General features: G+C 33.4%; 17 protein-coding genes and 10 pseudogenes. 16 read left to right on the top strand and 11 right to left on the bottom strand.

Going from position 1 to position 25,553, the window contains the following annotated elements:
• Positions 1 to 57: 57 nt before the first annotated feature.
• The 5 genes and pseudogenes from ABLV90_RS15105 to ABLV90_RS15085 all read right to left on the bottom strand — a co-directional run bounded on the left by ABLV90_RS15105 (position 58) and on the right by ABLV90_RS15085 (position 3,382).
• Positions 58 to 1,015, bottom strand: a pseudogene (locus ABLV90_RS15105) (2-hydroxyacid dehydrogenase family protein).
• A 270-nt stretch (positions 1,016 to 1,285) separates the two neighbouring features.
• On the bottom strand, positions 1,286 to 1,600 hold the full coding sequence (locus ABLV90_RS15100; protein WP_069817616.1) for a DMT family transporter: 315 nt from the start codon (positions 1,598 to 1,600) through the stop codon (positions 1,286 to 1,288).
• Entirely contained in the window at positions 1,600 to 1,920 is a 321-nt protein-coding gene (locus ABLV90_RS15095) for a DMT family transporter (protein ID WP_460872844.1), read from the bottom strand. Before ABLV90_RS15095 ends, ABLV90_RS15100 begins: the two co-directional genes overlap by 1 nt.
• A gap of 397 nt (positions 1,921 to 2,317) precedes the next feature.
• Entirely contained in the window at positions 2,318 to 2,785 is a 468-nt protein-coding gene (locus ABLV90_RS15090) for a CHAP domain-containing protein (RefSeq protein WP_460872843.1), read from the bottom strand.
• 340 nt (positions 2,786 to 3,125) lie between these two features.
• A pseudogene (locus ABLV90_RS15085) lies at positions 3,126 to 3,382 on the bottom strand (DUF4870 domain-containing protein).
• Between the two features lie 384 nt (positions 3,383 to 3,766).
• On the opposite strand from ABLV90_RS15085, the gene ABLV90_RS15080 reads away from it, so the two are divergent.
• From ABLV90_RS15080 to ABLV90_RS15070, 3 genes and pseudogenes are all read left to right on the top strand, one after another.
• A complete protein-coding gene (locus ABLV90_RS15080; RefSeq protein WP_427706677.1) occupies positions 3,767 to 4,837 on the top strand; it encodes an NAD/NADP octopine/nopaline dehydrogenase family protein in 1,071 nt (356 codons plus the stop codon).
• A 27-nt stretch (positions 4,838 to 4,864) separates the two neighbouring features.
• Positions 4,865 to 6,257 (top strand): annotated as a pseudogene (nhaC, locus tag ABLV90_RS15075) (Na+/H+ antiporter NhaC).
• Positions 6,258 to 6,381: 124 nt separating this feature from the next.
• Entirely contained in the window at positions 6,382 to 6,837 is a 456-nt protein-coding gene (locus ABLV90_RS15070) for a hypothetical protein (protein ID WP_427706682.1), read from the top strand.
• A gap of 268 nt (positions 6,838 to 7,105) precedes the next feature.
• Here ABLV90_RS15070 and ABLV90_RS15065 read toward each other — a convergent pair.
• Positions 7,106 to 7,877, bottom strand: a pseudogene (locus ABLV90_RS15065) (CHAP domain-containing protein).
• A gap of 497 nt (positions 7,878 to 8,374) precedes the next feature.
• Here ABLV90_RS15065 and ABLV90_RS15060 point away from each other — a divergent pair.
• The 4 genes from ABLV90_RS15060 to ABLV90_RS15045 all read left to right on the top strand — a co-directional run bounded on the left by ABLV90_RS15060 (position 8,375) and on the right by ABLV90_RS15045 (position 11,764).
• A complete protein-coding gene (locus ABLV90_RS15060) occupies positions 8,375 to 9,427 on the top strand; it encodes an LLM class flavin-dependent oxidoreductase (RefSeq protein ID WP_460872842.1) in 1,053 nt (350 codons plus the stop codon).
• Between the two features lie 14 nt (positions 9,428 to 9,441).
• Positions 9,442 to 9,801, top strand: coding sequence for a hypothetical protein (locus tag ABLV90_RS15055; RefSeq protein ID WP_460872841.1), 360 nt, complete (start codon positions 9,442 to 9,444; stop codon positions 9,799 to 9,801).
• Between the two features lie 350 nt (positions 9,802 to 10,151).
• On the top strand, positions 10,152 to 10,499 hold the full coding sequence (locus ABLV90_RS15050) for a transcriptional regulator, SarA/Rot family (RefSeq protein ID WP_046465860.1): 348 nt from the start codon (positions 10,152 to 10,154) through the stop codon (positions 10,497 to 10,499).
• A 185-nt stretch (positions 10,500 to 10,684) separates the two neighbouring features.
• On the top strand, positions 10,685 to 11,764 hold the full coding sequence (locus ABLV90_RS15045) for a PTS sugar transporter subunit IIC (protein WP_460872840.1): 1,080 nt from the start codon (positions 10,685 to 10,687) through the stop codon (positions 11,762 to 11,764).
• 71 nt (positions 11,765 to 11,835) lie between these two features.
• On the opposite strand, the pseudogene ABLV90_RS15040 reads toward ABLV90_RS15045, so the two are convergent.
• The 4 genes and pseudogenes from ABLV90_RS15040 to ABLV90_RS15025 form a co-directional block, all read right to left on the bottom strand.
• Positions 11,836 to 12,535 (bottom strand): annotated as a pseudogene (locus ABLV90_RS15040) (amino acid ABC transporter permease).
• 14 nt (positions 12,536 to 12,549) lie between these two features.
• Positions 12,550 to 13,233, bottom strand: a complete 684-nt coding sequence (locus ABLV90_RS15035) for an amino acid ABC transporter permease (RefSeq protein WP_285323755.1) — start codon at positions 13,231 to 13,233, stop codon at positions 12,550 to 12,552.
• Positions 13,233 to 14,087 (bottom strand): amino acid ABC transporter substrate-binding protein, encoded by an 855-nt coding sequence (locus ABLV90_RS15030; RefSeq protein WP_427706692.1) that lies wholly within the window; start codon positions 14,085 to 14,087, stop codon positions 13,233 to 13,235. Before ABLV90_RS15030 ends, ABLV90_RS15035 begins: the two co-directional genes overlap by 1 nt.
• Positions 14,087 to 14,834 (bottom strand): annotated as a pseudogene (locus tag ABLV90_RS15025) (amino acid ABC transporter ATP-binding protein). The gene ABLV90_RS15030 and the pseudogene ABLV90_RS15025 overlap by 1 nt, the downstream one beginning before the upstream one ends.
• Before the next feature lie 143 nt (positions 14,835 to 14,977).
• On the opposite strand from ABLV90_RS15025, the gene ABLV90_RS15020 reads away from it, so the two are divergent.
• The 4 genes and pseudogenes from ABLV90_RS15020 (at position 14,978) to ABLV90_RS15005 (ending at position 18,704) form a co-directional block, all read left to right on the top strand.
• Positions 14,978 to 16,135, top strand: coding sequence for an acyl-CoA dehydrogenase family protein (locus ABLV90_RS15020; RefSeq protein WP_460872889.1), 1,158 nt, complete (start codon positions 14,978 to 14,980; stop codon positions 16,133 to 16,135).
• A 162-nt stretch (positions 16,136 to 16,297) separates the two neighbouring features.
• Positions 16,298 to 17,203: pseudogene (locus ABLV90_RS15015) on the top strand (ABC transporter substrate-binding protein).
• Positions 17,204 to 17,371: 168 nt separating this feature from the next.
• On the top strand, positions 17,372 to 17,920 hold the full coding sequence (locus ABLV90_RS15010; RefSeq protein ID WP_046465852.1) for a biotin transporter BioY: 549 nt from the start codon (positions 17,372 to 17,374) through the stop codon (positions 17,918 to 17,920).
• A gap of 37 nt (positions 17,921 to 17,957) precedes the next feature.
• Complete coding sequence (locus ABLV90_RS15005; RefSeq protein WP_427706699.1) at positions 17,958 to 18,704, top strand: GNAT family N-acetyltransferase; 747 nt, start codon at positions 17,958 to 17,960, stop codon at positions 18,702 to 18,704.
• A 124-nt stretch (positions 18,705 to 18,828) separates the two neighbouring features.
• On the opposite strand, the gene fdhD is transcribed toward ABLV90_RS15005, so the two are convergent.
• A complete protein-coding gene (fdhD, locus tag ABLV90_RS15000; protein WP_427707046.1) occupies positions 18,829 to 19,635 on the bottom strand; it encodes a formate dehydrogenase accessory sulfurtransferase FdhD in 807 nt (268 codons plus the stop codon).
• 198 nt (positions 19,636 to 19,833) lie between these two features.
• Here fdhD and ABLV90_RS14995 point away from each other — a divergent pair, with 198 nt between their 5' ends.
• The 5 genes and pseudogenes from ABLV90_RS14995 to modA all read left to right on the top strand — a co-directional run bounded on the left by ABLV90_RS14995 (position 19,834) and on the right by modA (position 25,542).
• A complete protein-coding gene (locus ABLV90_RS14995) occupies positions 19,834 to 20,847 on the top strand; it encodes a LacI family DNA-binding transcriptional regulator (protein ID WP_427706701.1) in 1,014 nt (337 codons plus the stop codon).
• Positions 20,848 to 20,944: 97 nt separating this feature from the next.
• Positions 20,945 to 22,107, top strand: a pseudogene (locus ABLV90_RS14990) (galactokinase).
• Positions 22,108 to 22,142: 35 nt separating this feature from the next.
• Positions 22,143 to 23,145, top strand: a pseudogene (gene galE / locus ABLV90_RS14985) (UDP-glucose 4-epimerase GalE).
• A gap of 3 nt (positions 23,146 to 23,148) precedes the next feature.
• A pseudogene (gene galT, locus ABLV90_RS14980) lies at positions 23,149 to 24,640 on the top strand (UDP-glucose--hexose-1-phosphate uridylyltransferase).
• A gap of 116 nt (positions 24,641 to 24,756) precedes the next feature.
• Positions 24,757 to 25,542: a molybdate ABC transporter substrate-binding protein gene (gene modA / locus ABLV90_RS14975; protein ID WP_460872839.1), complete on the top strand. Its 786-nt coding sequence runs from the start codon at positions 24,757 to 24,759 to the stop codon at positions 25,540 to 25,542.
• Positions 25,543 to 25,553 lie beyond the last annotated feature (11 nt).

Raw genomic sequence — 25,553 nt, 5'->3', positions numbered from 1 at the left:
GATGGGTGCTTTAATTTGTACTAAGTATTTAGAACTAAACTTTTAGTAACTCATTTGTTAATTTACTAAAAACTTAGGTTTTTTATCATTTAGCTTACTAATTGTGTCATTCGCAACAATTTTAGACATCATATCACGAGATTCAAATGTCGCATTACCAATATGTGGTGTGAGTACTACATTGTCTAGTGATTTCAACTCGTCATTTATTTCTGGTTCAAATTCGAAAACATCTAAAGCTGCGCCCTCAATTTCTTTATCTTTTAAAGCTTGTACTAAAGCTTGTTCATGGACGATAGGGCCTCTCGAAGCATTAATTAAATAACTCGTTGGCTTCATCATTTTAAATTGTTCAGTGTCAATTTGATGATGTAAATCTGGATTATATGCGGCGTTAATTGTTACAAAATCTGCATTTTTTAATAAAGTTTCTAAGTCTACATACTTGGCGCCGATTTCACGTTCTTTATCGACTTTTTGGTTAGGGCCAGTATAAAGCACATTCATATCAAATGCTTTGGCACGTCTTGCTACAGCGACACCAATTTCACCTAAGCCAATAATACCAATCGTTTTACCAGAAACTTCTCTGCCACGGAAGAACAGTGGCGCCCAGCCATCGAAGCCAGTTGTACGGCATAATTTATCACCTTCAGCGATACGTCTTGCAACTGCAAGTACGAGCGCAAAAGTTAATTCAGCTGTAGAATTTGTTGAAGCTTTTGGTGTGTTTGTAACGTCAATGTCTTTTTGACGAGCATAGGCTACATCTACGTTATTAAAACCTGCACCATAGTTTGCGACGATTTTTAAATTGCTACCGGCATCAATTACTTCTTTATCTACGTTGGTAGACAAAAGACTAATTAATGCATCGAGCATCTTTAACCCCTTGCTTTAAAGTATCTTTATCAATGATACCTTCGCCTTCATACATTTCAACCTCATAACCTTGATCTTTTAACAAGTCAAAACCTACTTCGGGTACTGGACCTGCGATATAAACTTTTACCATGTATAATCCCTCCATTGTATATTTAGTATAGTAAATTTCAAAGCACTAAACAAATTATTATATTTATTAAAGAAATAGTTGGGTGAACTTTTTATATAATGCCTAAAAAGCAATAGAAAGCGATTTCTATGTTACTTATTTATATATTTTAATGTATATAAGTCAAACATAGCCATTCTCAAAAAAAGCAATAATCCATTGTTAAACAGTGGATTATTGCTTTTATTTTAATATCATGATTTAGAAAGTATCTTTTTATTATTTGTTTTTCTAACTTATAAGCTTTAAGCCTACAATTGAAAGAATAATCAAGCCAATAAAGAATATACGTTTTGCATTTTTAGATTCATTGTATATCAACATACCTACAAGTGTGCCACCGCCAGTACCGATGCCACTCCAAATTGCATAAGCAGTTCCCATAGGAATGTCATTCATTGCTACTTTGAGCGTGCTAAAACTACAGATAAAAGCAATTGCTAATAAGACTACTAAAGATTTCTTTTTAGTGCGTGTAATTTCATTTAATATGACTACACCGACTACTTCTAATAGCCCCGCAATAAGTAAAATAAACCAAGCCATTAGTTTTCAGCCTCCTCTGTAGTTAATTTTAGACCGATAATACCTATTACCAATAGTATAATTAAGATGATTTTCATAAAGTTAAAAGGATCACCGAAAAATAACATATCCACTAAAACAGTACCAACTGCGCCAATACCTACGAATACGGCGTAAACCGTGCCAACGGGTAATGATTTACACGCAGAAATAACAAGAAAGAAACTTATAATAATAATGATAATCGTACCAATCCAACTAAGTAATGAATCAGCAGTATTTAAGCCAGTGACCCATAATATTTCTATAAGCCCGACAAGTATAACTTTAAACCATTGCATCGTTGTGCCTCCTTTTTCACCAAACGCTCTTATTTTCTCAAATATTCTATTATACTGCAATATTAAAAATAATCTAAAAATATTGAGCACTTAATACTGAATTTTTAGATTCGTTTTAATTATAGCGCGTGTTGTCTTGCTTAATTACTTTGATGTGGTGAACATTTATAAATGTTCAATCAATCGATATGTCTGAATAATTGAGTATATTGTTTTAAAAAGGCAGTGGTTTGCTTGGACGCTTGACTAGTTAATAAAGCACGAATTGAAGACTATAGGTTGAGGTAGCGTCCGCGAAAAGTGTGCATAAAAAAAGTGTCAACAAAGTTTTAGACTTTGTTGACACTCTATAATGTTCTAAATCCTGTTATTCTAATTTATATTGTAGTAGCGAATATTAGTTAACGTGGATGTAGTTATATGAACTTGCTTCACCAGCAGAGATAGTACGTTCACTTACAGAGTAAGGTCCGCCGCTATAATTCATTTCTGAAACATTTACTGAACCGTCACTGTTTACATTTTCAACGTATGCAACGTGGCCCATTGGTCCTTCAGATGATTGTAAGATTGATCCAGCTTCTGGAGAGTTGTTAACTGTGTAGCCTGCAGATGAAGCCGCTGACGCCCAGTTATTTGCATTGCCCCAAGTAGAACCGATACCTCCGCCTACTTTATCAAATACATACCAAGTACATTGACCTGAAGTGTATAAGTTAGCACTTGAGCTTGCAGTTTCTTGTGTAGTAGTTTGGTTTGTTTGTTGAGTTTGTTCTGTCGCACTTGCTTCATTTCCTTGATCTAATCCTACGATTGCCGCGCCAATACCTGCTGTGATAGTTGTTGCTGTTACTAATTTATTCATAATTAAAAAATCCTCCCAAATTTGTTCGTTCTTTATATTTATTATTTATGTTATTCGTTCGATAGTCTTTAAAGTTAATGTTTTTATTTTTCGCTTTGCTTTCAACGACAAGTAATACTCTAACAGATGAATTTAGGTTTGTGTGGTTTGTTACGCTTTTGTAAAACAATTAAAAAAACCTCACATATCGTTGTAATAAACGACATGTGAGGTTACAGAAAGGTATCGGCTCGTAATAGTTTGTAAAGAGCTGTGGTATAAGGTTTTACAATAAATTAACATTCAAAATAACTAATTTGTATTACAAGAGTTGTAATAAGTCACAAAATTTAGATTCGTTTTATTTGAAAAATCTAATTGAAAGTGGTGGTAAATAGTCTTCTCCATTATATGCTTTTACAGCGACTACGATAGTAAATATGAAATTCAAAATAGCTATAATAGGGAATAAGATAAAGCCTATTATGATAAACATCGCTATTGAGCAACGATTAACCAAATCATATAAGAAAGTAAAAAGTTGAAGTAATTTTTACCAGCCTTGTCAATGAATGGTGAATCTTCACGTTTAATAAGCCAAATAATAAGTGGTGCTATTAACGAAGTGAAAAAACTTAGCACATAGATTAAAGTTCCCATTAATCTATCGTCGCTACTTGGTTCTTGATTTATTACTGTAGAAGATTGGTTTGTATTATATTGTTCATCCATATGAATCACGCCTCTCTTATTAGCATAACTATAACAAATATTATTGTTGATTGGTATTTAATTTTAAAGGCTACAATTTAATTTTACAATTAAAAAATTGGAAAAGTGAGCATTTTAAAACGTCGTACATTTAATTGGATGAAACAAATGAATATAATGCAATTAGTAAAGGTTGAATACCAGTGTTTATAAGAAATCTAAATTGGATATACATTATAGTAATGTTTAAAACACTCATACATACAAATCATTAGAGAAAGAAGGGTATTTATGAAGATAGCAATCGTAGGATCAGGGAATGGTGCTGTTACAGCAGCATTAGATATGAAGCATAAAGGACATGAGGTGAAGTTATATTGTCGAAATCAATCTATTGATAAGTTTGACAAGGCAATAGCACAAGGCGGATTTACGTTTAATAATGAAGGGGAAGAAACGTTTATCGAATTTACTGATATCAGTGATGATATGGAATATGTTGTTAGTGATGCAGAAGTCATTCAAGTCATTATACCGTCTACATTTATTGAACACTATGCGCGTACGATGGCGCCATTTATTAATGATAAGCAATTAATATTCTTTAATATGGCGGCGGCAATGGCTTCGATTCGATTTATGAACGTCTTAGAAGATATGCGTATAGAAGTTATGCCGATATTTGCTGAAGTGAACACATTAACTTATGGGACGAGAGTGAATTTTGATGAAGCTCACGTGGACTTATCATTAAATGTAAGAAAAGTACATTTTTCAACTTATGATAAAGAACATTTAAGTGACAGCTTTGACAAGATTGAATCGCTATACCCATATGTTGTCAAAGAGGAAAGTCTTTGGAAAACAAATCTTGAGAACGGGAATCCAGAAGTGCATCCAGGTCCAACATTACTCAATGTAGGACGTATCGATTATGCCGATGACTTTGCATTATATGAAGAAGGCATAACGAAACACACCGTTCGTTTACTGCACGCCGTAGAGTTGGAACGATTAACTTTAGGACGTAAGTTAGGCTTTGAATTATCTCCGGCTAAAGAAGCGCGTATTGAACGTGGTTATTTAGAAAGAAAAGACGAAGATGAACCTCTGAATAGATTGTTTAACACGAGTCCAGTATTTTCACAAATCAAAGGACCAAATCATGTGAAAAACCGTTATTTAACAGAAGATATTGCATACGGACTCGTATTATGGTCTAGTCTTGGTCGTGAAATTGAGGTTGAAACGCCAAATATTGATGCCATTATCGTGTTAGCATCTACTATTTTAGAACGTGACTTTTTTGAAGAAGGACTCACGATTAATGAATTAGGCAAAGAAAAGCTGGGGCTTAATTAATTTGAACTAACAATAGGGGGACTGTGTATGACAAGACAACCAACATTTTTAGAATCAATTTCTACTATAATAGTAATGATTATAATTGTAATCACAGGATTTGTTGTTTTTGAAATTCCAATACAAGCTTTATTAATTTTAGCGTCAGCATATGCCGCATTTATAGCAAGACGTGTTGGGTTGAAATGGCAAGATTTGGAAGAAGGTATCACACATCGGTTAGCAACAGCAATGCCGGCTATCTTTATCATTTTAGCAGTCGGAATTATCGTAGGTACATGGATGTACTCTGGGACTGTTCCGGCTTTGATCTATTATGGCTTAGAATTTTTAAATCCTAATTTATTTTTAGTATCTGCATTTATTATATGTGCAATTACTTCAGTTGCCACAGGGACAGCATGGGGCTCTGCGTCTACTGCGGGCATAGCGTTAATGGCTATAGCGACACAATTACATATTACGCCAGGTATGGCAGCAGGTGCCATAATTGCAGGTGCGGTGTTTGGTGATAAAATGTCACCACTTTCAGATACGACAAATTTAGCAGCTTTAGTAACAAAAGTGAATATCTTTGCGCATATAAGAGCAATGATATGGACGACTGTACCGAGCATCAATCATCGGCCTAATCGTTTGGTATTTTGCAGGTAGGCAATTTGGTGGAAATACTAATACATCACAAGTGAATCAAATGCTTAGCGAATTATCTCAAATTTATAATATAAATATTTTTGTATGGATTCCCTTATTAATTATTATTACGTGTTTATTATTAAAAATATCGACTGTACCTGCAATGCTTATTTCAAGTTTGAGTGCAATCATTGTTGGCGCATTTAATCATGGATTTAATATTGTAGATGGATTTAAGTCCACTTTCGATGGTTTTAATAAAGGCATGGTACCCGCAAGTGGTGGAGAATTATCGGATAGAGCCATTAATTTGGTCGAGCAAGGCGGCATGATGAGCATGACAGAAATCATTGTTACTATTTTTTGTGGGTATGCTTTCGCAGGTATTGTTGAAAAAGCTGGTTGCTTAGATGTTATTTTGAAAACAATATCTAAAAATATTAATTCCGTTGGACAATTGATACTAGCGACTGTAATCGGTAGTCTAATAATGGTACTCGCAGCTGGTGTGGCATCTATAGTCATTATCATGGTCGGCGTGTTAATGATGGAAATGTATAATGATATGGATTTAGATCGTTCTAATTTATCAAGAACGCTAGAAGATTCAGGTACAATGATTATTCCACTTATTCCATGGGGAACATCAGGCATTTATTATACACAACAGTTAGGTGTTTCGGTGGATCAATTCTTTATTTGGGCAGTTCCTTGTTATCTATGTATCATATTCGCAATTTTTTATGGATTTTCAGGTATTGGCATTAAAAAAGCAAAAAGCTAATAAACTAAATGATTTAAAGGTATACAATTAACAGAGAAAAAACAATAAATCTTAATATAAAATATGAATTATAAGTTTAAAAATATATAATTCGGTTATATATAACTATGGATGAGGTGATTCTATGTTATACCTAGTGATAATTGTAGCGATATTACTATTGGCATCAGGAATTCATCAATATTTCAATGTAGATAAAAAATTAAAAACTCCTTCTATAATCTATTTTGCAATCGGTTTTGTATTGTATATTGTAGCGATATTACTTTATAAGACCGAATTGTTAGATAGTTCAACGATAATACATGAAATTTTACTAACTACGATATTTGGACTTATTATATTTTGGATTAATTCTCATCGAAATAAGAGTAGCGATACAATTTACTATACGGTTATTATTGTTATATTAACAATCGTATTAGCGATTTTACCGTTGGCACCGACGTCAATAATTTCATTGCAAACGATGTTTATTGTAAGACTTATTTTCTCAGTTGTTTTACTCATAGTAGGTGGATTTGTATTATATAAACGGATAAAGGCAAAGCTTCAGAAAGTTTCCCGTTACTTTATTTGATGGCCTTTATATATTGGATAGCGATAGCGTATTGGTTTTAAAAAATATAAGACTTTAGAAGTCTGAAACCTAAATAGGGACTGGCCCTATATAGTAGGAGTGGGATAGAAATCAAATTTTGATTTCTGTCTCACTCCTTTTCTTATTCCATAACATAGTGGAATAATCACTAAAATGCATGATTTTATATTATAAGTAGAATGTCATAAGAAAAAATGGCAAAAAAAAGACAACCCATAAGGATTGTCTTTTTTATTTAAATCATTTATTAGTGAATATAGTTGTAAGATGAAGCTTGGCTAGCTGAGATTGTACGTGAAGTAACAACGCCAAGCACCTTGGCCGTAGTTCATTTCAGAAACGTTAACTGAACCGTCGCTGTTTACATTTTCAACATAAGCAACGTGACCCATTGCGCCAGTTGATGATTGTAAGATTGAACCTTGAGAAGGTGAGTTGTTTACAGTGTAACCTGATGCGACTGCGGCGCTTGCCCAGTTGTTTGCGTTACCCCAAGTAGAACCAATTTTACCGCCAACTTTATCAAATACATAATATGTACATTGACCTGAAGTGTAAAGGTTGCTTGATGAACCTGAAGTGTTAGCCATTGAGTTTGATGAACTTGATGGTGCGCTAGTAGTTGTTACTTGAACATTACTACTTGAAGTAGAAGTTGAAACAGCTCCGCCTCCACCAGTACCTTGGTTATTTGTTGTATATGATTGGTTTGAGTTATTGTTAGTAGCTGTAGAACCGTTTTGATTGTAGCTATAACCACTGTTATTGCTTTGAGCGACAGTGTTATTGCTTTGAGCATTGTTGTTGTGACCTTGGTCAGAATTGCTTGGGTTCCAGTTACCTTGCCAAGTGTAATCATAGTTACCTTGTTGGTCTATTGTATATGAATAGCTGTATGATGTTGGATCATTTGGGTTATACCCACCATTGTTATTTTCTGAAGCGTCTGCATCATTTTGTGCAAAAGCAAAAGTAGCGATTCCTGCAGTAGCGATAGTAGCTGTAGCGATTTTTTTCATTGTTAAATTTCCTCCTAATAATTGTAAATCATTTATCCCAGTCTCTTAAAGACATTATTTATAATTTTTTTCGCTGTTTTAACGACAAGAATTACTTTATCAGAAAAATGTCTGTTTGTGGGGTTTGTTATCGTTTTGTAATTTAGTTCTAATAATAAAGTGCTTAATGTAACAAAAGGAAGATGGGTGTTTAAGGCTTAAAAGCCCGTTAATATAATATTTACAAAATTTACAGTGTATAATTGCACTTCAGTTTATTACAAAGCTGTAAAATAACAGAAAATTACAAACAATAAAATATGAGAGAATTTAGTTATTTAAATATATGAAAAAACACTTTATATAAAGACTATATAAAAAGTATTGAATTAAGGTTAATGTGAATTAAAAGCCGTCTTAATAGGAAAGGAAAGAATTAGAGCATTGAAATTGACATGTTCTAAGGAAGTATTTAATATAGAGGTATAAAAATTATACTTAGTTTGTGAGGTGATTATTTGAAAATAGAACTTGGTTTGACATCATTTGCAGATAATATTGATATTCATATGGAAAGTGGACGACAAGCGGCTATAAGTAATGGACAAAGAATTAGAAATATAATAGAAGAAATAGAGACAGCTGACCAATATGGTTTAGATGTATATGGTTTGGGAGAACATCACCGAGCAGATTATGCAGTATCTGATCCCGTTACAGTGTTAGCGACAGCGGCTCGTAATACAACGCATATAAAGTTGAGTAGTGCAGTAACAGTATTATCTTCAGATGATCCTGTTCGAGTTTACGAACGTTTCTCTACATTAAATGCAGTTTCCAATGGACGTGCAGAAATAATGGTGGGCAGAGGTTCATTTATTGAATCATTTCCATTATTTGGTTATGAGTTAAAAGACTATGAACAACTCTTTAATGAGAAAATAGATTTATTAATGACCATTAATAAACATGAAATTGTAAATTGGGAAGGGGAGTTACGACCTTCTATTGAAAACTTAAGTGTTTATCCTAAGGCGGAGCATGGGCCTTTACCAATTACGATTGCAACTGGAGGAACACCAGAATCTTCATTAAAAGCAGGAGCATTAGGATTACCTATAACTTATGCTATAATTGGCGGTGACCCAAAAAGGTTTAGAAGAAACATAGATATGTACAAATCTATTGCTAGATCTTACGGACATAATATAAATGAATTGCCTATTGCTACGCATTCATGGGGCTATATTGCTGAAACAGATGAATTGGCTAAACGTGAGTTTTTCCCATCGGTAAAAGCGAGTCATGATATATTAGCCAAAGAACGGGGTTGGTCACCATATGATGAAAACAGCTTCGATCGTGAAGCAGGTCCACATGGCGCTTTGTATGTTGGAAGTCCGGAAACCGTTGCACAAAAGATAATTGAAACAATTGAAACACTAGGTCTTACTCGTTTTATGCTTCATACACCTGTAGGTTCTATGCCACATGATAAAACAATCAATACAATTAAATTATTAGCAGAGCGAGTAAAGCCTATTGTAGATAAATATTTTGAAAACAAATAAAAGGAGCGTTTATAATGATATTACGTTATTTAACAAATTTAAAATTAGCTAAGGAATTATATGGTGCATCAAAACCTAAACTTAAAGGTGACCAGTCAATGAAAGAATCTTTTGTTGAAGTGTTTAATTTGCCATCAAATGCAGTGCCATTGGCAGGAGCACTTGAAGCATTAAGTGCTGTATTTTTCGTTTTAAGCTTTGCAAGTAAAAGATTATCACGTATTGCATCACTTTTAACAATTTCAGTTTTAGGTGTAGCGACAATTAAACACTTTGAAGCAGGACATGGTAAAGCAGGTGCTAAACATGCATTAGATTTATCAGGTTTAGCGACATTAAGCTTCTTAGATACAATTGATATTAAGAAAAAATAATAATGGTTGAACTCAATCATTTAAAATAGCAATCGTTTAAATGCACAGCAAATGTTGGATAATAGTCTAACACGTGCTGTGCATTTTTGTATGAATTTTTATGACATATTTAAGATATCAAAATGCATTATTTTAAATAGAGATATTTGATAATTGAAATTTTTATACCTATGTCTTTTTTTAGTAATAAAAAGGGTGAATGAACCACTAAAATTTAAAAATAAAAATAAAAGATTAAAAAAAGAGTAGGAATTGTTCATATTTTTCATAGTTAAGCATATTGAATTAAAGGCGTTAAATAGGATAAAATTAAGTTATTAACATCAAGATATAACAAAAGGAGTGGTTTTGTGAATGAACAAAATTTCAAGTCACTAAATGAACTTATTGCAACTTATCAACAAGGTAGGAAATTTTTTAAAACAACGAAAAAGAACTATAAACTAAATTATGAAGAAGTACTGATATTAAATTATCTATATAATTGTAAAGAAAATGACGTCACTGCAAAAGAAATTGCTCAATACTCAGAATTGAAACCCTACTATTTAACGAAGGCTTTGCAAAAGCTTATCAAAATGGATTTTTTAAATAAAAAAAGAAGCAATATAGATGAAAGAACTGTGGTAGTATATATAAATCAAGCACAACGTGATAAAATTAATGAACTTATAGAGAACTTACAGGAACAGTTTTAAAGTGTGAAAGCTTGATGATAATAAGGTTGTGCGTAAGTCTAAAAGATTTGAATATTCTGAATAATGTAATTTTATAATTATAGTTATATATTGTACGAAAATATGATTTGAGAACCAAATTAAATGTGCTATACTAATATTTGTCGAATGAAAGCGCATACAAAATGGTTTGGAAAGGTGTTTTTATGAATTTATTAATCGGGATCATATTTTTAGGGATTGTTTTAGCATTGTTTACATTGTTCACGAGTAAAGCACCAAATGGAGGCAAGGCCATGGGGGCCCTTGCTAACGCGGCTATTGCTTCATTTCTAGTAGAGGCTTTTCACAAATATGTAGGCGGTGACTTGTTTGGTATTCCATTCTTAGGTGAGTTGGGTGATGCAGTTGGAGGACTTGGCGGTGTTGCAGCTGCAGGACTTGTAGCTTTAGCTATGGGGGTATCTCCAGTTTATGCATTTGTAATTGCTGTCTCATGTGGAAGTATGGATCTTTTACCTGGCTTTGTTGCGGCTTATATTGCGAGTTTCGGTATGAAATGGATGGAACAAAAATTACCAGATGGGCTTGATTTAATTGCTGCGATTATTGTCATCGCGCCTATTACACGTTTAATTGCTATTGGTACAACACCTTTAGTAGATGCGACGTTATTACAAATTGGAAATATCATTAAAGAATCTACGACTTCAAGTCCTATTCTTATGGGCATTGTACTTGGTGGTATTATTACTGTTGTTGCTACTGCACCTTTAAGTTCAATGGCATTAACAGCATTATTAGGATTAACTGGTACGCCAATGGCTATCGGTGCTTTAGCAGTATTTGGTTCATCGTTTATGAACTTTGTATTATTTAAGCGTATGAAATTTGGAGATCGTAAAACAACGATTTCAGTTGCAATAGAGCCTTTATCTCAAGCAGACATTGTGACAGCAAATCCAGTACCAGTATATTTAACCAATTTTGTAGGTGGTGCGCTCTCAGGTGTAATTATCTCTATGTTTGGTTTAGTAAATGAGGCGACGGGTACAGCTACACCAATTGCAGGGCTTATGGTTATGTTTGGATTTAATAATGCATTAACTGTAATAATTGTGGCACTCATGTGTGCATCAGGTAGTGCACTTTGTGGTTATATAGGCTCAGTTGTTTTTAAAAACTATCCTATAGTTACTAAAGATGAATTACAACATGGCGCAATGCCGAAAAAGGTAAAACAATATTATAAACTTAAAGCGCAATGTATGGAAAGTTTAGCTTAAATATAATAAAGTATAAAAAACTGTTTCTGAAATAACATTTCAGAAACAGTTTTTTTGTTTGATATCGTTACCTAAGAAGCATTTGCGCTTAAGTAACGCGTCGTATTACGTTCCATTTTTGCAAAGATGAACTCTAATATTATTGCTAACAACCAATAAAATATAGTCGCTACTGTATATACAGGAATAAAACGATAACCTTCATTTGCAATAACACGACTGACTGCCATAATTTCAGTTACTTGAACAGCGAATGCTAGGGAAGTACCTTTGATTAACATAATGAATTGATTTTCTATGTTAGGCAATGCATAAGCAAAAGCTTGTGGTAATACAATTTCTTTATAAATGTTGAATTTTGATAGTCCGACTGTTTGCGCAAGCTTCAATTTGATTTTGGTCTACGGATTGAAGACCGCCTTTAATTGATTCAGAAAGATACGCTACGGCATGAAAAGAAAAGACGATAAAGGCAATCGTTAAAGGTGAGAATATGTCAGGATTGATTGTCCAAGAGAACTGATCATTTAAAAAAAGTATAAATGAAGGTATTCCATAATATAGTATGAACAATTGAACGATTAATGGTGTACTTCTAAAAAATGAATTATACACGATTATAAGTTGAGATAAGACAGGCACACGTTTGATACGAATAATCGCAAATAACGTTCCGATAATAAGACCTACGAACATTGCTACAATGGAAATAATAATTGTATTCGGTACGCCTTTAAGTACTTCACTTATAGTATATAAAATGAATGACAAAATGATTTTCCTCCTTAAACGCTATATGGTTTTTGTGTTCGTTTATCAATTAAAGTAAAGGTACCTTGAATAATTAGAGCAATAATCCAATATATGATGGAAATTACGATGTAAACCTCTAGCATGCCGAGTCCGTAATTATTTCCAATGATGAGTTTGACTTGTCCCATCATATCGATGATACCAATGGTGAAAGCTAACGAAGTATCTTTTACAAGTTCTATGATTTGAGTCGTTAAATTCGGTATGCTATTTCGTAAAGCTTGAGGTATAATAATATCTTTTAAAATTCTAGGATAAGATAAACCAATTGTTAATCCGGCTTCAATTTGACTATAATCTACGGATTGATAACCTGCTCTGATAATTTCAGAAAGGTATGCACCTGTATGTAAAGTAAAGGCTAAGATAACAAAAAACAATCTACTGAAATGGTTAATATCTATATGAATAAGTAACAATAATTGTGGTAATGCAAAATATACTAAAAAGAGTTGTAATAATAACGGTGTACTCCGTATAAATGAAAGATAAACTCTTACAATAGGAGCAAGTACTTTTGTCTTTTTAATACGAATCATTGCTAAAATAAAACCAAGTATGATTGCGAAAAAGAGTGAAACAATTATCATCAATAAAGTTAAAGGTAATTGTTGCAACACTTGTCCAAATAAATCTAACCAATTGACTGACCCCATTAGTTTGTCACCTCCAATTTATCTTTCTGATCATTGATTTCACTTAAGTCATCAAAAACATTAATATCAAAATATTTTTTTGAAAGTGATTGTAATTTGCCTTCATCTTTAAGTTCTTGGGTTGCGCGATCCACGTCATCGTGAAGTTTTTGGTGTTTTTTATTATAAACGATATGTAATGGTTCTTTCTTCACAATACCTCCTATTTTAACGTCGGCATTTATCTGTTCTTGAATTGCTTTATATGTGTTCCAATTTAAAAACATGGCATCACGACGTCCTTGGCTGACCATTTTTAAATTGTCACCATTTGAAGGTTCTTGTATTGTATTGATGTCGATTTTGGAACTATGGTCTTTATTAAACTGTGTGAGTATAGAATATAAACCGCCACTTGGCGCCATAGGAGTAATTTTTTTACCAGGTAAATCTTGTAAACTATGTATGTCACTGTTGTCTTTGTTTACAACTAATAAAGGTAGCGCATAACTGTAAGGCTCATCTTGATAGAGAAACTGTTTTTCACGTTCTGGTGTTTTGAAAAACCAATTTATTCCCATATCAAACTTGCCTGAACCAATCCCAACTAAATTCGATTCCTCTTCACCGACTTCATATTTAAAATCATATTGAGGTAATTTCTTTTCAATTAATTTCATATAATCCATATCTAAGCCGACAAACTCATTATCTTTATTTGTATATAAATAAGGTGGATTAACTTCAGCAGAAAGTGCTACTTTAACTTCTTTTTTCTGAGATTTACTATCGGAAGCATCATTATTACCACATGCTGTTAGTACGGAAACCATCATTAACATTAATAAAAATGTGAAACTTCTTTTTAATGTCATTAAATGTCACGCTCCGTTTCAACTCTGTTTAAAAAGCGATGGATTCTTTCAGATTTTGAATCTTCCAATACTTCTTGTGGCGTTCCACGATGGATGATTTGCCCATCATCAATAAATATAACTTGATCAGCAATTGCTTTTGCAAATTGTATTTCATGTGTAACGAGTACCATCGTCATACCTTCTTGAGCAATCGATCTAATCAGAGATAAGACGCTTTGAATTGATTCAGGGTCTAAAGCAGAAGTAGGTTCATCTAGTAAAAGAACTTTTGGATTGAGCGCAAGTGCACGAATAATACCTACACGTTGGCTTTGACCTCCAGATAGCTGAATAGGGTATTTATCTTTTTGATTTAATAAATTCACGCGCTCTAAATAAGATGTGGCAATATCATTAGCTTGTTTGGTATTGTAATTTTGACCATGTATTAAACCTAAAGTGATATTTTCAAGTATTGTTTTGTTTTTAAATAAATTGTAATTTTGAAACACCATAGCTGATTTTTTACGTAATTTAGCAATATCTTTATTTGTATGATGTGCGAGCATCAAAAATTTCATCCCCGATTTCAATGGTGCCAGATTTAGGAAGTGCGAGTGCATTTAACGTTCTAAGTAAGGTTGTTTTCCCAGAACCACTTGGTCCTATAATTGCAGTAACGGTGCCTTGTTCTTGGGCAAAGCCGACATCATTAAGTATCGTGTTTTCGTTGTATTTATGTATAAGATTTTTAACTGTAATCATTCAATTTCCCCCAGTGTGTCAATAAATACAAAGTATCATATTAATTCTTATCGGTAAAGTAGGATTTATTGCTGAAAAGCTTTCTTTCAATAATGGCGAGTGTTAAACTAAGTTTAAATAGGAGTAAAGTTAATGATGAGGTGATGAAAGTGAATTATTCCGCATTAATACATACGGATATTCAAGAAAAATGGATTGCAAAACTAGATACAGTTAAAACGCAATTTAAAGAGAAAGCGGAATATAATGATATCCATTCGCGTTTTCCTTATGAAAATATTGAATGGTTAGTAAAAGAAGGGTACACACTGCTTACTTTACCTAAAGCGTACGGTGGTGAAGGAGCAACTGTTGAAGATATGGTTATAATACAAAGCTATTTAGGATCTATTGATGGAGCGACTGCACTTTCTATAGGATGGCATTTAAGTGTAGTAGGCCAGTTATATGAACAACAAATGTGGGAACCCAATATGCTAGATCGCTTTGCTAAAGCAGTGAAAAATGGGGCATTAGTAAATCGAGCAGTTAGTGAAGCTGATACTGGCAGCCCAACACGTGGGGGAAGACCTGCGACAAACGCTGTTAAAGTAGATGATGGATTTGTGGTTAATGGAGTAAAAACGTTTACTTCAATGAGTAAAGGACTGACCCATTTTGTTGTGAGTGCTTATTATGAAGACATCGATCAAGTTGGCTTTTTCTTAATCGAAAAAGATACACCTGGTGTAGAAATTGCAGATAATTGGAACATGATAGGTATGCGTGCAACTGAAAGTCATGATTTATTATTAAATGATGTACACATCCCACAAGAAAACTTTGTTGAAATAAGAGGCGCCGGTGGTAAAAAACCGAATGGCTGGATTTTACATATACCAAGTGTGTATCTTGGTATTGCTCAAGCGACAAGAGATTATGCTGTTGATTTTGCGAAAAATTATAGCCCAAATAGTATTGAAGGCACAATCGGTGATATACCAACTGTGCAACAAAATATTGGAAAGATGGAAGCGCAATTATTATCTGCGCGCCATTTCTTGTGGAGCACAGCGGCTTTATATAATCATGAGATTTCAGGTAGCCAAATATGGAATGAAACCTCAGCAAGTAAAGTGTTAGTAATGAATCAAGGCTTAGAAGTTATAGATATTGCTATGCGTATTGTTGGTGCTAAAAGCCTTCAAATGGAAAGACCATTACAACGCTATTATAGAGATATGCGCGCAGGTTTACACAATCCGCCGATGGAAGATATGGCATATACGAACATTGCACATAGTGTATTAGATCATTTTTAAAAATATATAAACAAACAGTTAAAATACATTTAGACAAATTGTCTAAATGTATTTTTTTGTTATTTAAAAAATGTGAAGATACTTATGATTACTATTGTAAATTTACTTTAGTCATTATATAATCAATTGGTAGTGATAATCATTTTCAATGGAGGAAAATTTATGAAAAAATTATTGTTTCCGTTAATTGCTTTAGTGCTTATTTTAGCGAGCATGTGGCAATAATTCGGACAGTGACTCAAAAGCTGAAACAAAGTCTTATAAATTAGATAGTGGGAAAAAGATAGATATACCAAAAGATCCAAAACGTATAGCAGTAGTTGCTCCTACATATGCTTGGTGGAATTAAATATCTTGGTGGAAATATTGTTGCAGTAAATGAACAAGTCGATAGTAGTAGCCTCCTTAAAGATAAATTTAAAGATGTTGAAAAAGTTGGCGAGAATGATGTTGAGAAAGTAGCAAAAACGAAACCAGATCTAATCGTTGTATATTCTACTGACAAAAATATTAAAAAATATAAAAAAATTGCGCCGACAGTCGTATTTGATTATGGCAAACATAAATATTTAGACCAACAAAGAGAATTAGGTAAGTTACTTGGTAAAGAAGATGAAGTAAAAGAATGGGAAGACAAATGGAAAGCGCAAACTAAAAAAGACGGTAAAGAAATTAAAGATAAAATTGGTGAAGACGCAACAGTTTCAATTTTTGATGAATTCGAGAAAAAACTATATAGTTATGGTCCAAACTGGGGTCGTGGCGGAGAAGTATTGTATCAAGCATTTGGACTTAAAATGCCTGAAAAATTAAATGATTTAGTTGAAAAAGAAGGCTGGGCTGAAGTGAAACAAGAAAAAATAGCAGATTATGCTGGCGATTATATTGTTTCGACAAGTAAAGGGAAATCAACACCAGCCTATGCCAAAACCAACCTATGGAATAACTTACCAAGCAGTTCAAAATGACAATGTGCTTGAAGTGCAAGCTGAAACTTATTGGTATAATGACCCATATACTTTAGAATTTATGAGAAAAGATTTGAAAGATAAATTTTTAAATAACTAATATACATGAGTTAAATTAATAAGCATTATGATCAGCTTTAAAAAAGCGCAATTCAACGGATTAATACAGTTGAGTTGTGCTTTTTTTATTGTACATAAGATATTGTAAACTTTTTGTTTTTAATAGTTAACATTTATGGTATAATTTTTTTCATTAGGAGGATTGACTATGACGACAAAATATTTAGTATACACTGCTTTAATGACAGCAATTATTGGTGTATTAGGATTTGTGCCAGCGATTCCATTACCAATTATGCCAGTACCAATCGTTTTACAAAATATAGGGATTTTCTTAGCGGGAATTTTACTTGGACGTAAATACGGTGCGCTGAGTGTAATCGTATTATTATTACTTGTAGCAACTGGATTACCATTATTATCTGGCGGACGTGGCGGTATAGGTGTATTTGCAGGCCCCTCTACTGGCTTTTTAATCATGTATCCAGTAATTGCATATCTAATTGGTTTAGTAAGAGATTTGTATTTCAAAAAAATAAACTTTACTGTATTATTAGGTACAACAATTATCTTTGGTGTTATTTTATTAGATATTGTAGGTACAATTGTTATGGGGCTTATGACTAATTTACCGATTTCAAAATCAGTGACTTTATCCCTTGTCTTCATGCCTGCGGATTTAGTCAAAGCAGTTATTGCAAGTTTGATTGGTAATATTATGCTGAATCATAGTCGGTTTAAACAATTAATAAAATAAATATATAAGGGTAGGTGATTGAATCGTGGTGATTTCGATGAATGATATATTTCAACAAGGTGATGTTTATGTCGATGATACACTAAAGACAATCTATCTAACACCTGAAGAACCCTTAGTATATGACGTGAATAAATGGGATTATAAACAAATGCCTTCTATTATATCTTGGGAACAAGATATGAAAACTCAATTAGATATGCATAAAAAACAAGCATCTCATCATTTAGCATTTACGTTTCCTGAGAATACACTTTTAGATCAACAATGGTTAGATAAAATTCAAACATATGATTTTGAACTAGGACTAATGGAACTTTATGCAATTGAGTCACAGAATATAAAAAAACATGAAAATGATCAAATTAAAGTCATGTTTGTCACTGAACAAACATTAGAAGATTATATTACAATTTATCGTCAATTTGCTGAACCCTTTGGCAAGGCGTACGCAGACGAAAGTATTGAAGTAATTCGCAATCAATTCAATAAAGATAGTAAATCTCGTGTAATCGCATATAAAGCAGATGTGCCTGTAGGGATTTTGGATTTAATCATTTCACAATGTACTGTGGAAATTGATGGCTTCGGTGTAGATGAAAGTTATCAGAAACAAGGTATTGGCAGTATGATGCAAACTTTTGTTGCGGAAATAGCTGATACGAAACCGATTATATTAATAGCCGACGGTGAAGACAGTGCTAAGGAAATGTATATTCGACAAGGTTACATATATATAAGTTACTGCTATCAGATTTTAAAAGAAAATGCTAAATACAGTTAATTAATATAATTATAGAAACTGAGACATAAATACTCAGGCTCAAAATAAAAGGACTCATCCGTATCAAATGGATGAGTCCTTTTTATATTTAAAAATTTGTTTTTGCAAAGGTCTAGATTATAAATTAATTCTCGTATGATTCAACAGGTGTTATACGTTCCGGATGACTGTAAATGTTGAAATTACCATCTCTAATAAATCCTATGGCAGTAATATTTAAATCTTGAGCAAGTGTCACTGCCAATGTCGTCGGTGCAGATTTCGATAAGATGACACCAACACCGATTTTCGCAGCTTTGATTAATATTTCTGATGAAATACGACCGCTAAATATCAACACTTTATTACGTACAGGTATATGTCTTTGTATACAATAACCATATAATTTGTCTAATGCATTATGACGACCAATATCTTGACGATGCTCAAAGAAGGTATCTCCATCACTAATTGCGGCATTGTGAAGACCACCAGTTTGTTTAAAAATTTTACTGGCGCTTTGCAAACGGGTCATCATATTGAGTACTTGAGTTGGATTTAACACAATTTTAGACATCGAAGTCTTTGCGACTGCCGCGTCATTTTGAAAATAAAACTCTCGACTTTTACCACAACAAGACGCAATCATGCGTTTCGTTGAATATTCGAAACGTTCACCGAGAGATTTGGTCAATTCAACATGAGCAAACCCTTTACTATCATCTATTTGGATAGATTTTAGGTCACCATTTTTAAAAATAGCCCCTTCAGATGCTAGGAAACCTAAGACAAGCTCTTCTAAGTGGTTCGGGCTACAAATTATAGTCGCAAATTCTTCACCATTTACCATAATTGTTAATGGAAACTCAGTAACGTAATGATCTTTTGTTTCTAATAACTTACCGTTCTCAAACCGTACAATGGGTTGATTGGTCAATATATCTTCATGCATGAGTACACCCCGTTTCATATTCACTTCTCCATTCTAGCGCATTTTTCAATGTAAAAAAAGATTCAGTTTATGAATAAAGCAAAGGATTTTTAATTTGCCCATTGTAATATTTATAACAATTTTTAAAATGGTCCAGATTGATTAAATGGATATATACAAGTAAACTTATGGTAAACAATTAAAGAGGTGAATTTCGATATGGCTAGTATAAGAGATATTGCACGCGAAGCAAAGGTAAGTCCTGGCACTGTTTCACGCGTATTAAATAATGATCCAACATTGTCAGTTTCAAAAGATACGAGAGAAAGGATTCATCGTGTTGCAAATGAACTACAATATCAAAAATCGGCTAGAAAAAACAAAAGCATTCAAATCATTACCTATGCATCTCGAGCTAAAGAAATGTCAGACCCTTATTATAGAGAAATACGCTTAGCAATAGAGGCTGAAGTTAAACGTTTGAATTTGTCTTTGAAGCGTACAATTAGAATCGATGGTAACGATAAAAATCTAGATTTATATAATGTTGACAAGGCAGGGGCAATTATCGTAGTAGGTAATTTTTCTACGGAAGCATTGAATACACTACGTGATTATAATAAAAATATAGTTGTCATTAACAATCCTAATACACCAAAATCAATAGATGCTGTCTACTCAGATTTACACTATTCTATGACCAACTTATTGAACGAAATCAAGGCATTAGGCATGACGCAAATTGCGTATATCGGTGGTAGTCATATGATTAGAGATTTAGCCGGTACGCCGTTTTCAAATCATACAGATGTTAGATATGAAGCGTATAGAGAATGGTGCTCTGAACATCAAATTAGCGAAATAACTATGATTGACGGTTGGAAAAAAGAAAATGGTGAAGAAGCTGTAAAAACATTGTTAAATGCGCATCAGTTACCTGAAGTTTTTATAGCAGGAAACGACATGATTGCTATAGGTATATTACAACAAATTCAATATGAAAAAATAGCAATTCCAAAAGATGTTAAATTGATAAGTTTTAATGATTTAGAAGTCATACAATATGCTGTGCCTTCTATAAGTAGTGTGCACATACCAGTAGATGAATTTGGTAGAACTGCAGTGCGAATGGCAGAAGAGCGCATTAATAAAACGAGACATGTTGCCATCCATGTCGTGGTAGAAGCACAGCTTAAAGAGCGGAATACTTTTAAAACAAAAAGACAATCTTAATTGACAAAACATTTAGTAAACAAGTAAACTTTAATTATGTTTACTAAAGAGAATATCATTATAGATAAAGTGATTTATATAGAAGGAGTGGGTTATTATGTTACAAGCCATGCATGATAAGTTTGAAACTTTGTTTGGCGTTAAGGCTGAAGTCAGTGCTTTTGCTCCGGGACGCATTAATTTAATAGGAGAACATACGGATTACAACGGTGGGTATGTTTTTCCAGCTGCGATTGAGTTGGGTACATATGGACTAGCTACAAAGCGAGATGATAAACTTATTCAACTTTATTCAAATAATTTTGAAGATGTTGGTATGATTACATTTACATTAGATGAATTAGAATTCGAAGCGGCACATGATTGGGCAAATTATCCTAAAGGTGTAGTTAAATATTTAAGCGAACAATTCTCTGACATAGACCATGGTTTCAACATTTTAGTTGAAGGAAATATTCCAAATGGGGCAAGTTTATCATCGTCAGCGTCTATTGAATTATTAACTGGTTGGCTCATTAAGCAGTTGTTTACTTTAGATTTAGAACGATTAGCACTTATAAAAATAGGACAGCGTGTTGAAAATAAATTTATTGGTGTCAATTCAGGCATTATGGATCAATTTATTATTGGTATGGGTAAAGCTGAACAAGCAATATTACTAGATACTGCAACTTTAGAATTTGATTATGTACCTGCTAAATTTGGAGATTATGTCATATCAATTATGAATACAAACAAGCGACGTTCCCTTACAGAAAGTAAATATAATGAACGTAGAGCACAATGTGAGTCGGCATTAGCTTCGTTGCAACAAGCACTTGATATTGCATCACTAGGGGAGCTGTCAGTAGAACAATTTGAACAGCATCAAGATCTTATTGAGGATGAAGTGAAGCGTCGTCGTGCAAGACACGCAGTTTCGGAGAACGAACGCACGAAAAAAGCACATAGAGCTTTAGCAGAAAATAACTTTAATCAATTTGGAAAGTTATTAAATGAATCTCACGCATCATTAAAAGAAGATTATGAAGTTACAGGGATAGAATTAGATACTTTAGCAGAAACAGCTCAGCAAGTTGATGGCGTATTGGGAGCTAGAATGACAGGTGCTTGGTTTCGCGAGGTTGCGCAATTGCTTTAGTGCATAAAAATAGTGTAAAACAATTGGAAAATGAAGTTTCTAAGCAATATATAGAGCACATAGGTTACGCTCCATCATTTTATCATGTGGGTATAAGTGATGGCGTTAAATCATTATAAGTTATTAATCAATGAATAGAGAAAGGATTTTGTATATGTCTGTTTTAGTTTTAGGTGGCGCTGGTTATATAGGAAGTCATGCGGTAGATCAATTAATTACAAGAGGATACAACGTTATTGTAGTAGATAATCTAGGTACAGGACATAGAGCGACTGTGCATAGCGAAGCTACATTTTATGAAGGAGATATTCGAGACAAAGTCTTTTTAGATGATGTCTTTAATAATGAAAGCATCGAAGGTGTCTTCCATTTTTGCGCCTATTCTTTAGTTGGTGAATCTGTAGAAAAACCGTTAGCCTATTTCAATAATAATGTGCACGGATTACAAGTGTTATTAGAAGTTATGTATGACCATCAAGTAGAACATATTATTTTTTCTTCGACAGCTGCAGTTTATGGTGAACCAGATTCAGTACCTATTACTGAGGAAGATTCTAAAACACCTACAAGTCCATATGGTGAAAGTAAGTTGATGATGGAGAAAATGATGCACTGGAGTCATGAAGCATATGGCGTTAATTATGCGGCGCTACGTTATTTTAATGTTGCAGGTGCTAAAGAAAATGGTGCCATTGGTGAAGACCACCGTCCTGAGACACACCTTATACCAATTGTATTAGAAGTCGCACTTGGACAAAGAGAGCACTTAACAATATTCGGTGATAATTATGATACAGAAGATGGGTCATGTATTCGCGATTATCTTCATGTCGTTGATTTAATAGATGCGCATATTTTGGCGTATCAACATTTACAAAACGGCGGAGCATCTGGTGCATTTAATTTAGGAAGTAGTCAAGGTTATTCGGTATTTGAAATTCTAGAAGTCGCAAGAACAGTAACAAATGAACCTATTAAAGCAGTGGTAGGTGAAAGAAGAGCGAGGCGACCCAAGTAAATTAATCGCATCAAGTGATAAGGCGCAACAAGTGCTTGGCTGGAAACCGCAACACGATAACATTAACGATATTATTAATTCAGCGTGGCAATGGCATCATCAACATCCAAATGGATATCAAGAAAATGTGGAGGGTTAATGCATGTTATTAAATCAACAATTAGTACAACAATTTGTATCACAAGCAATTTCGTATGGTGATTATGAAGAAGAAGATAGCATTTATATTCAAAACCAACTATTGCGTAATTTAAATGCAAAAGGTATTGATGATTCAACAGTCTCTGAATTAAATAAAGATGCAACGGCAAATGAAATTACACAATATTGGATTCGCCAAGCTATTAGTGAAAATTGTATTGAAGATGCATTATATAGTAAAGAAATTGTTGAAGCTCAAATTTTAGACTTAATTACACCACGCCCATCGGTAATTAACCGCAAGTTTAACGAGGCATATAAACAGTCACCAGAAGCGGCTACAGATTATTTTTATGACATAACTAAACGTAATCACTATGTTAAAGAAGATGCAATTGCGAATAATATTAATTATGATGTTGCTACTGAATACGGAGATATTGAAGTCACGATCAATCTATCAAAACCTGAAAAAGATGCACAGCAAATTGCAAAAGCTAAAGAAGCACCGCCTACCGCTTATCCGAAATGTGCATTATGCATAGAAAATGAAGGCTTTAAAGGATCAGTGCTACAAGTCGCAAGAACAAATCACCGTGTGATTCGCTTGAATTTAAATGGTGAACAGTGGGGCTTTCAATTTTCGCCATATGCCTATTTTGCTGAACATAGTATTGTTTTATCTGAACAACATGTCCCTATGGAAATCAATAAAAATACTTTCATTAACTTGTTAGATTTTATAGATCAATTTCCTCATTATTTCATTGGGTCTAACGCAGATATACCACTTGTGGGGGGATCAATTTTATCGCATAATCATTATCAAACTGGAAGACATGTATTTCCGATGGATAATGTCGCTGAAATAAATCAATTTACTATTGCTAATTATCCATCAGTTCAAGCTAGCACTTTAAATTGGCCAATGAGTGTGATTCGTTTGAAAGGTGACGATAGAGCGCAACTGATTGAAGCGGCTACTTATGTCATGACACAATGGAATCAATATTCGGATGATAGTGTAGATATTAAAGCATTTAGTAGTGATGGTGAACGTCATCATACGATTACGCCAATCGCAAGATATAGACAACAACAATATGAATTAGACATTGTCTTACGAGACAATCAAACTTCAGAACAATTCCCTGACGGCATCTTCCATCCACATAAAGACGTGCAACATATCAAGAAAGAAAATATAGGCCTAATTGAAGTGATGGGGACTGCTATATTACCAGGACGACTAAAACAAGAATTACAACAAGTTAAAGATTATTTACTAGATAAAACTCAAATAGATTTAGGAATACATCAACAATGGGCTGAAGAAATGAAACAATCATATGATATTAATGTAAATAATGTCGATGAAGTTGTAGATAAAGAAGTAGGATTTAAATTTAAACGTGTATTAGAAGATGCTTGGCGTATTTAAAAATACAGAACAAGGTCATCACGCGTTTAAACGCTTTATTGAACAACTATAAAATAGCACATCAAAATCATCAAAACATACGCTTACAAAAGGCCAAAATACTATCATTTAGGTCTTTTGTTTTTTTATGAATAAGAATATAATTATAAGTGATAGGAGTTGTTTTAGATGAAAATAAAATATTTAATCGTAATGTTTATGACGCTATGTCTAGTATTAACAGGATGTTCAAATGGAAATAGTGAGCGCAAAAATGATAGCAATTCTGAGGAGAATGATAAAAAACAAGAATTACATATCTCAGCAGCAGCGAGTCTGACTGATACAACTAAAGAATTGAAGCGAGCGTTTGAAGCAAATCATAAAGATGCCAATGTTACATTTAACTATGGTGGGTCTGGTTCATTAAGACAACAGATTGAAAAAGGCGCACCTGTAGATGTGTTTATGTCAGCAAACAAGAAAGACGTTGATGCATTACAAGATAAAGATAAAGCACAAAATACATATGAATATGCTAAAAATAAACTCGTACTTATTGGTGCTAAGGACAGTAATTATAAATCAGTGGGAACGCTACAAGAAGGCGATAAATTAGCCATTGGTGAGGTGAACTCGGTGCCGGCAGGTAAATATGCTCAGCAATATTTAAAAGATAATAATTTATATGAACAAGTAAAACCTAATTTAGTATTTGCTAAAGACGTGCGACAAGTACTAAACTATGTTGAAAAAGGTAATGCACAATTAGGGTATGTGTATAAAACTGACTTATATCAAAGTCAGCAAAATGGCGAGAGTCATGTTAAAGAAATCAATACAGTTGATTTGAAGCAACCCATTGTTTATAAAGCAACGACAACATCTGATAAGCAATTAGCTAAAGCATGGATCGACTTTCTTAAGACAGACGAAGCTAAAGAAATATTAGAAAAATATCAATTTGAAGCATAGGAGGTTTTAGC

This window comes from Staphylococcus sp. 2S1 (genome assembly GCF_046721335.1).
GTDB classification, from domain to species: domain Bacteria; phylum Bacillota; class Bacilli; order Staphylococcales; family Staphylococcaceae; genus Staphylococcus; species Staphylococcus equorum_A.
This window is presented reverse-complemented; position numbering and strand designations above follow the sequence as displayed.

Excerpts from the sequence above, each read along its gene's own strand:
- ABLV90_RS15100 (WP_069817616.1), bottom strand. The coding sequence starts at position 1,600 with ATGGCTTGGTTTATTTTACTTATTGCGGGGCTATTAGAAGTAGTCGGT.
- ABLV90_RS15095 (WP_460872844.1), bottom strand. The coding sequence starts at position 1,920 with ATGCAATGGTTTAAAGTTATACTTGTCGGGCTTATAGAAATATTATGG.
- ABLV90_RS15090 (WP_460872843.1), bottom strand. The coding sequence starts at position 2,785 with ATGAATAAATTAGTAACAGCAACAACTATCACAGCAGGTATTGGCGCG.
- ABLV90_RS15080 (WP_427706677.1), top strand. The coding sequence starts at position 3,767 with ATGAAGATAGCAATCGTAGGATCAGGGAATGGTGCTGTTACAGCAGCA.
- ABLV90_RS15070 (WP_427706682.1), top strand. The coding sequence starts at position 6,382 with ATGTTATACCTAGTGATAATTGTAGCGATATTACTATTGGCATCAGGA.
- ABLV90_RS15055 (WP_460872841.1), top strand. The coding sequence starts at position 9,442 with ATGATATTACGTTATTTAACAAATTTAAAATTAGCTAAGGAATTATAT.
- ABLV90_RS15045 (WP_460872840.1), top strand. The coding sequence starts at position 10,685 with ATGAATTTATTAATCGGGATCATATTTTTAGGGATTGTTTTAGCATTG.
- ABLV90_RS15035 (WP_285323755.1), bottom strand. The coding sequence starts at position 13,233 with ATGGGGTCAGTCAATTGGTTAGATTTATTTGGACAAGTGTTGCAACAA.
- ABLV90_RS15030 (WP_427706692.1), bottom strand. The coding sequence starts at position 14,087 with ATGACATTAAAAAGAAGTTTCACATTTTTATTAATGTTAATGATGGTT.
- ABLV90_RS15020 (WP_460872889.1), top strand. The coding sequence starts at position 14,978 with ATGAAAGTGAATTATTCCGCATTAATACATACGGATATTCAAGAAAAA.
- ABLV90_RS15010 (WP_046465852.1), top strand. The coding sequence starts at position 17,372 with ATGACGACAAAATATTTAGTATACACTGCTTTAATGACAGCAATTATT.
- ABLV90_RS15005 (WP_427706699.1), top strand. The coding sequence starts at position 17,958 with ATGAATGATATATTTCAACAAGGTGATGTTTATGTCGATGATACACTA.
- fdhD (WP_427707046.1), bottom strand. The coding sequence starts at position 19,635 with ATGCATGAAGATATATTGACCAATCAACCCATTGTACGGTTTGAGAAC.
- ABLV90_RS14995 (WP_427706701.1), top strand. The coding sequence starts at position 19,834 with ATGGCTAGTATAAGAGATATTGCACGCGAAGCAAAGGTAAGTCCTGGC.
- modA (WP_460872839.1), top strand. The coding sequence starts at position 24,757 with ATGAAAATAAAATATTTAATCGTAATGTTTATGACGCTATGTCTAGTA.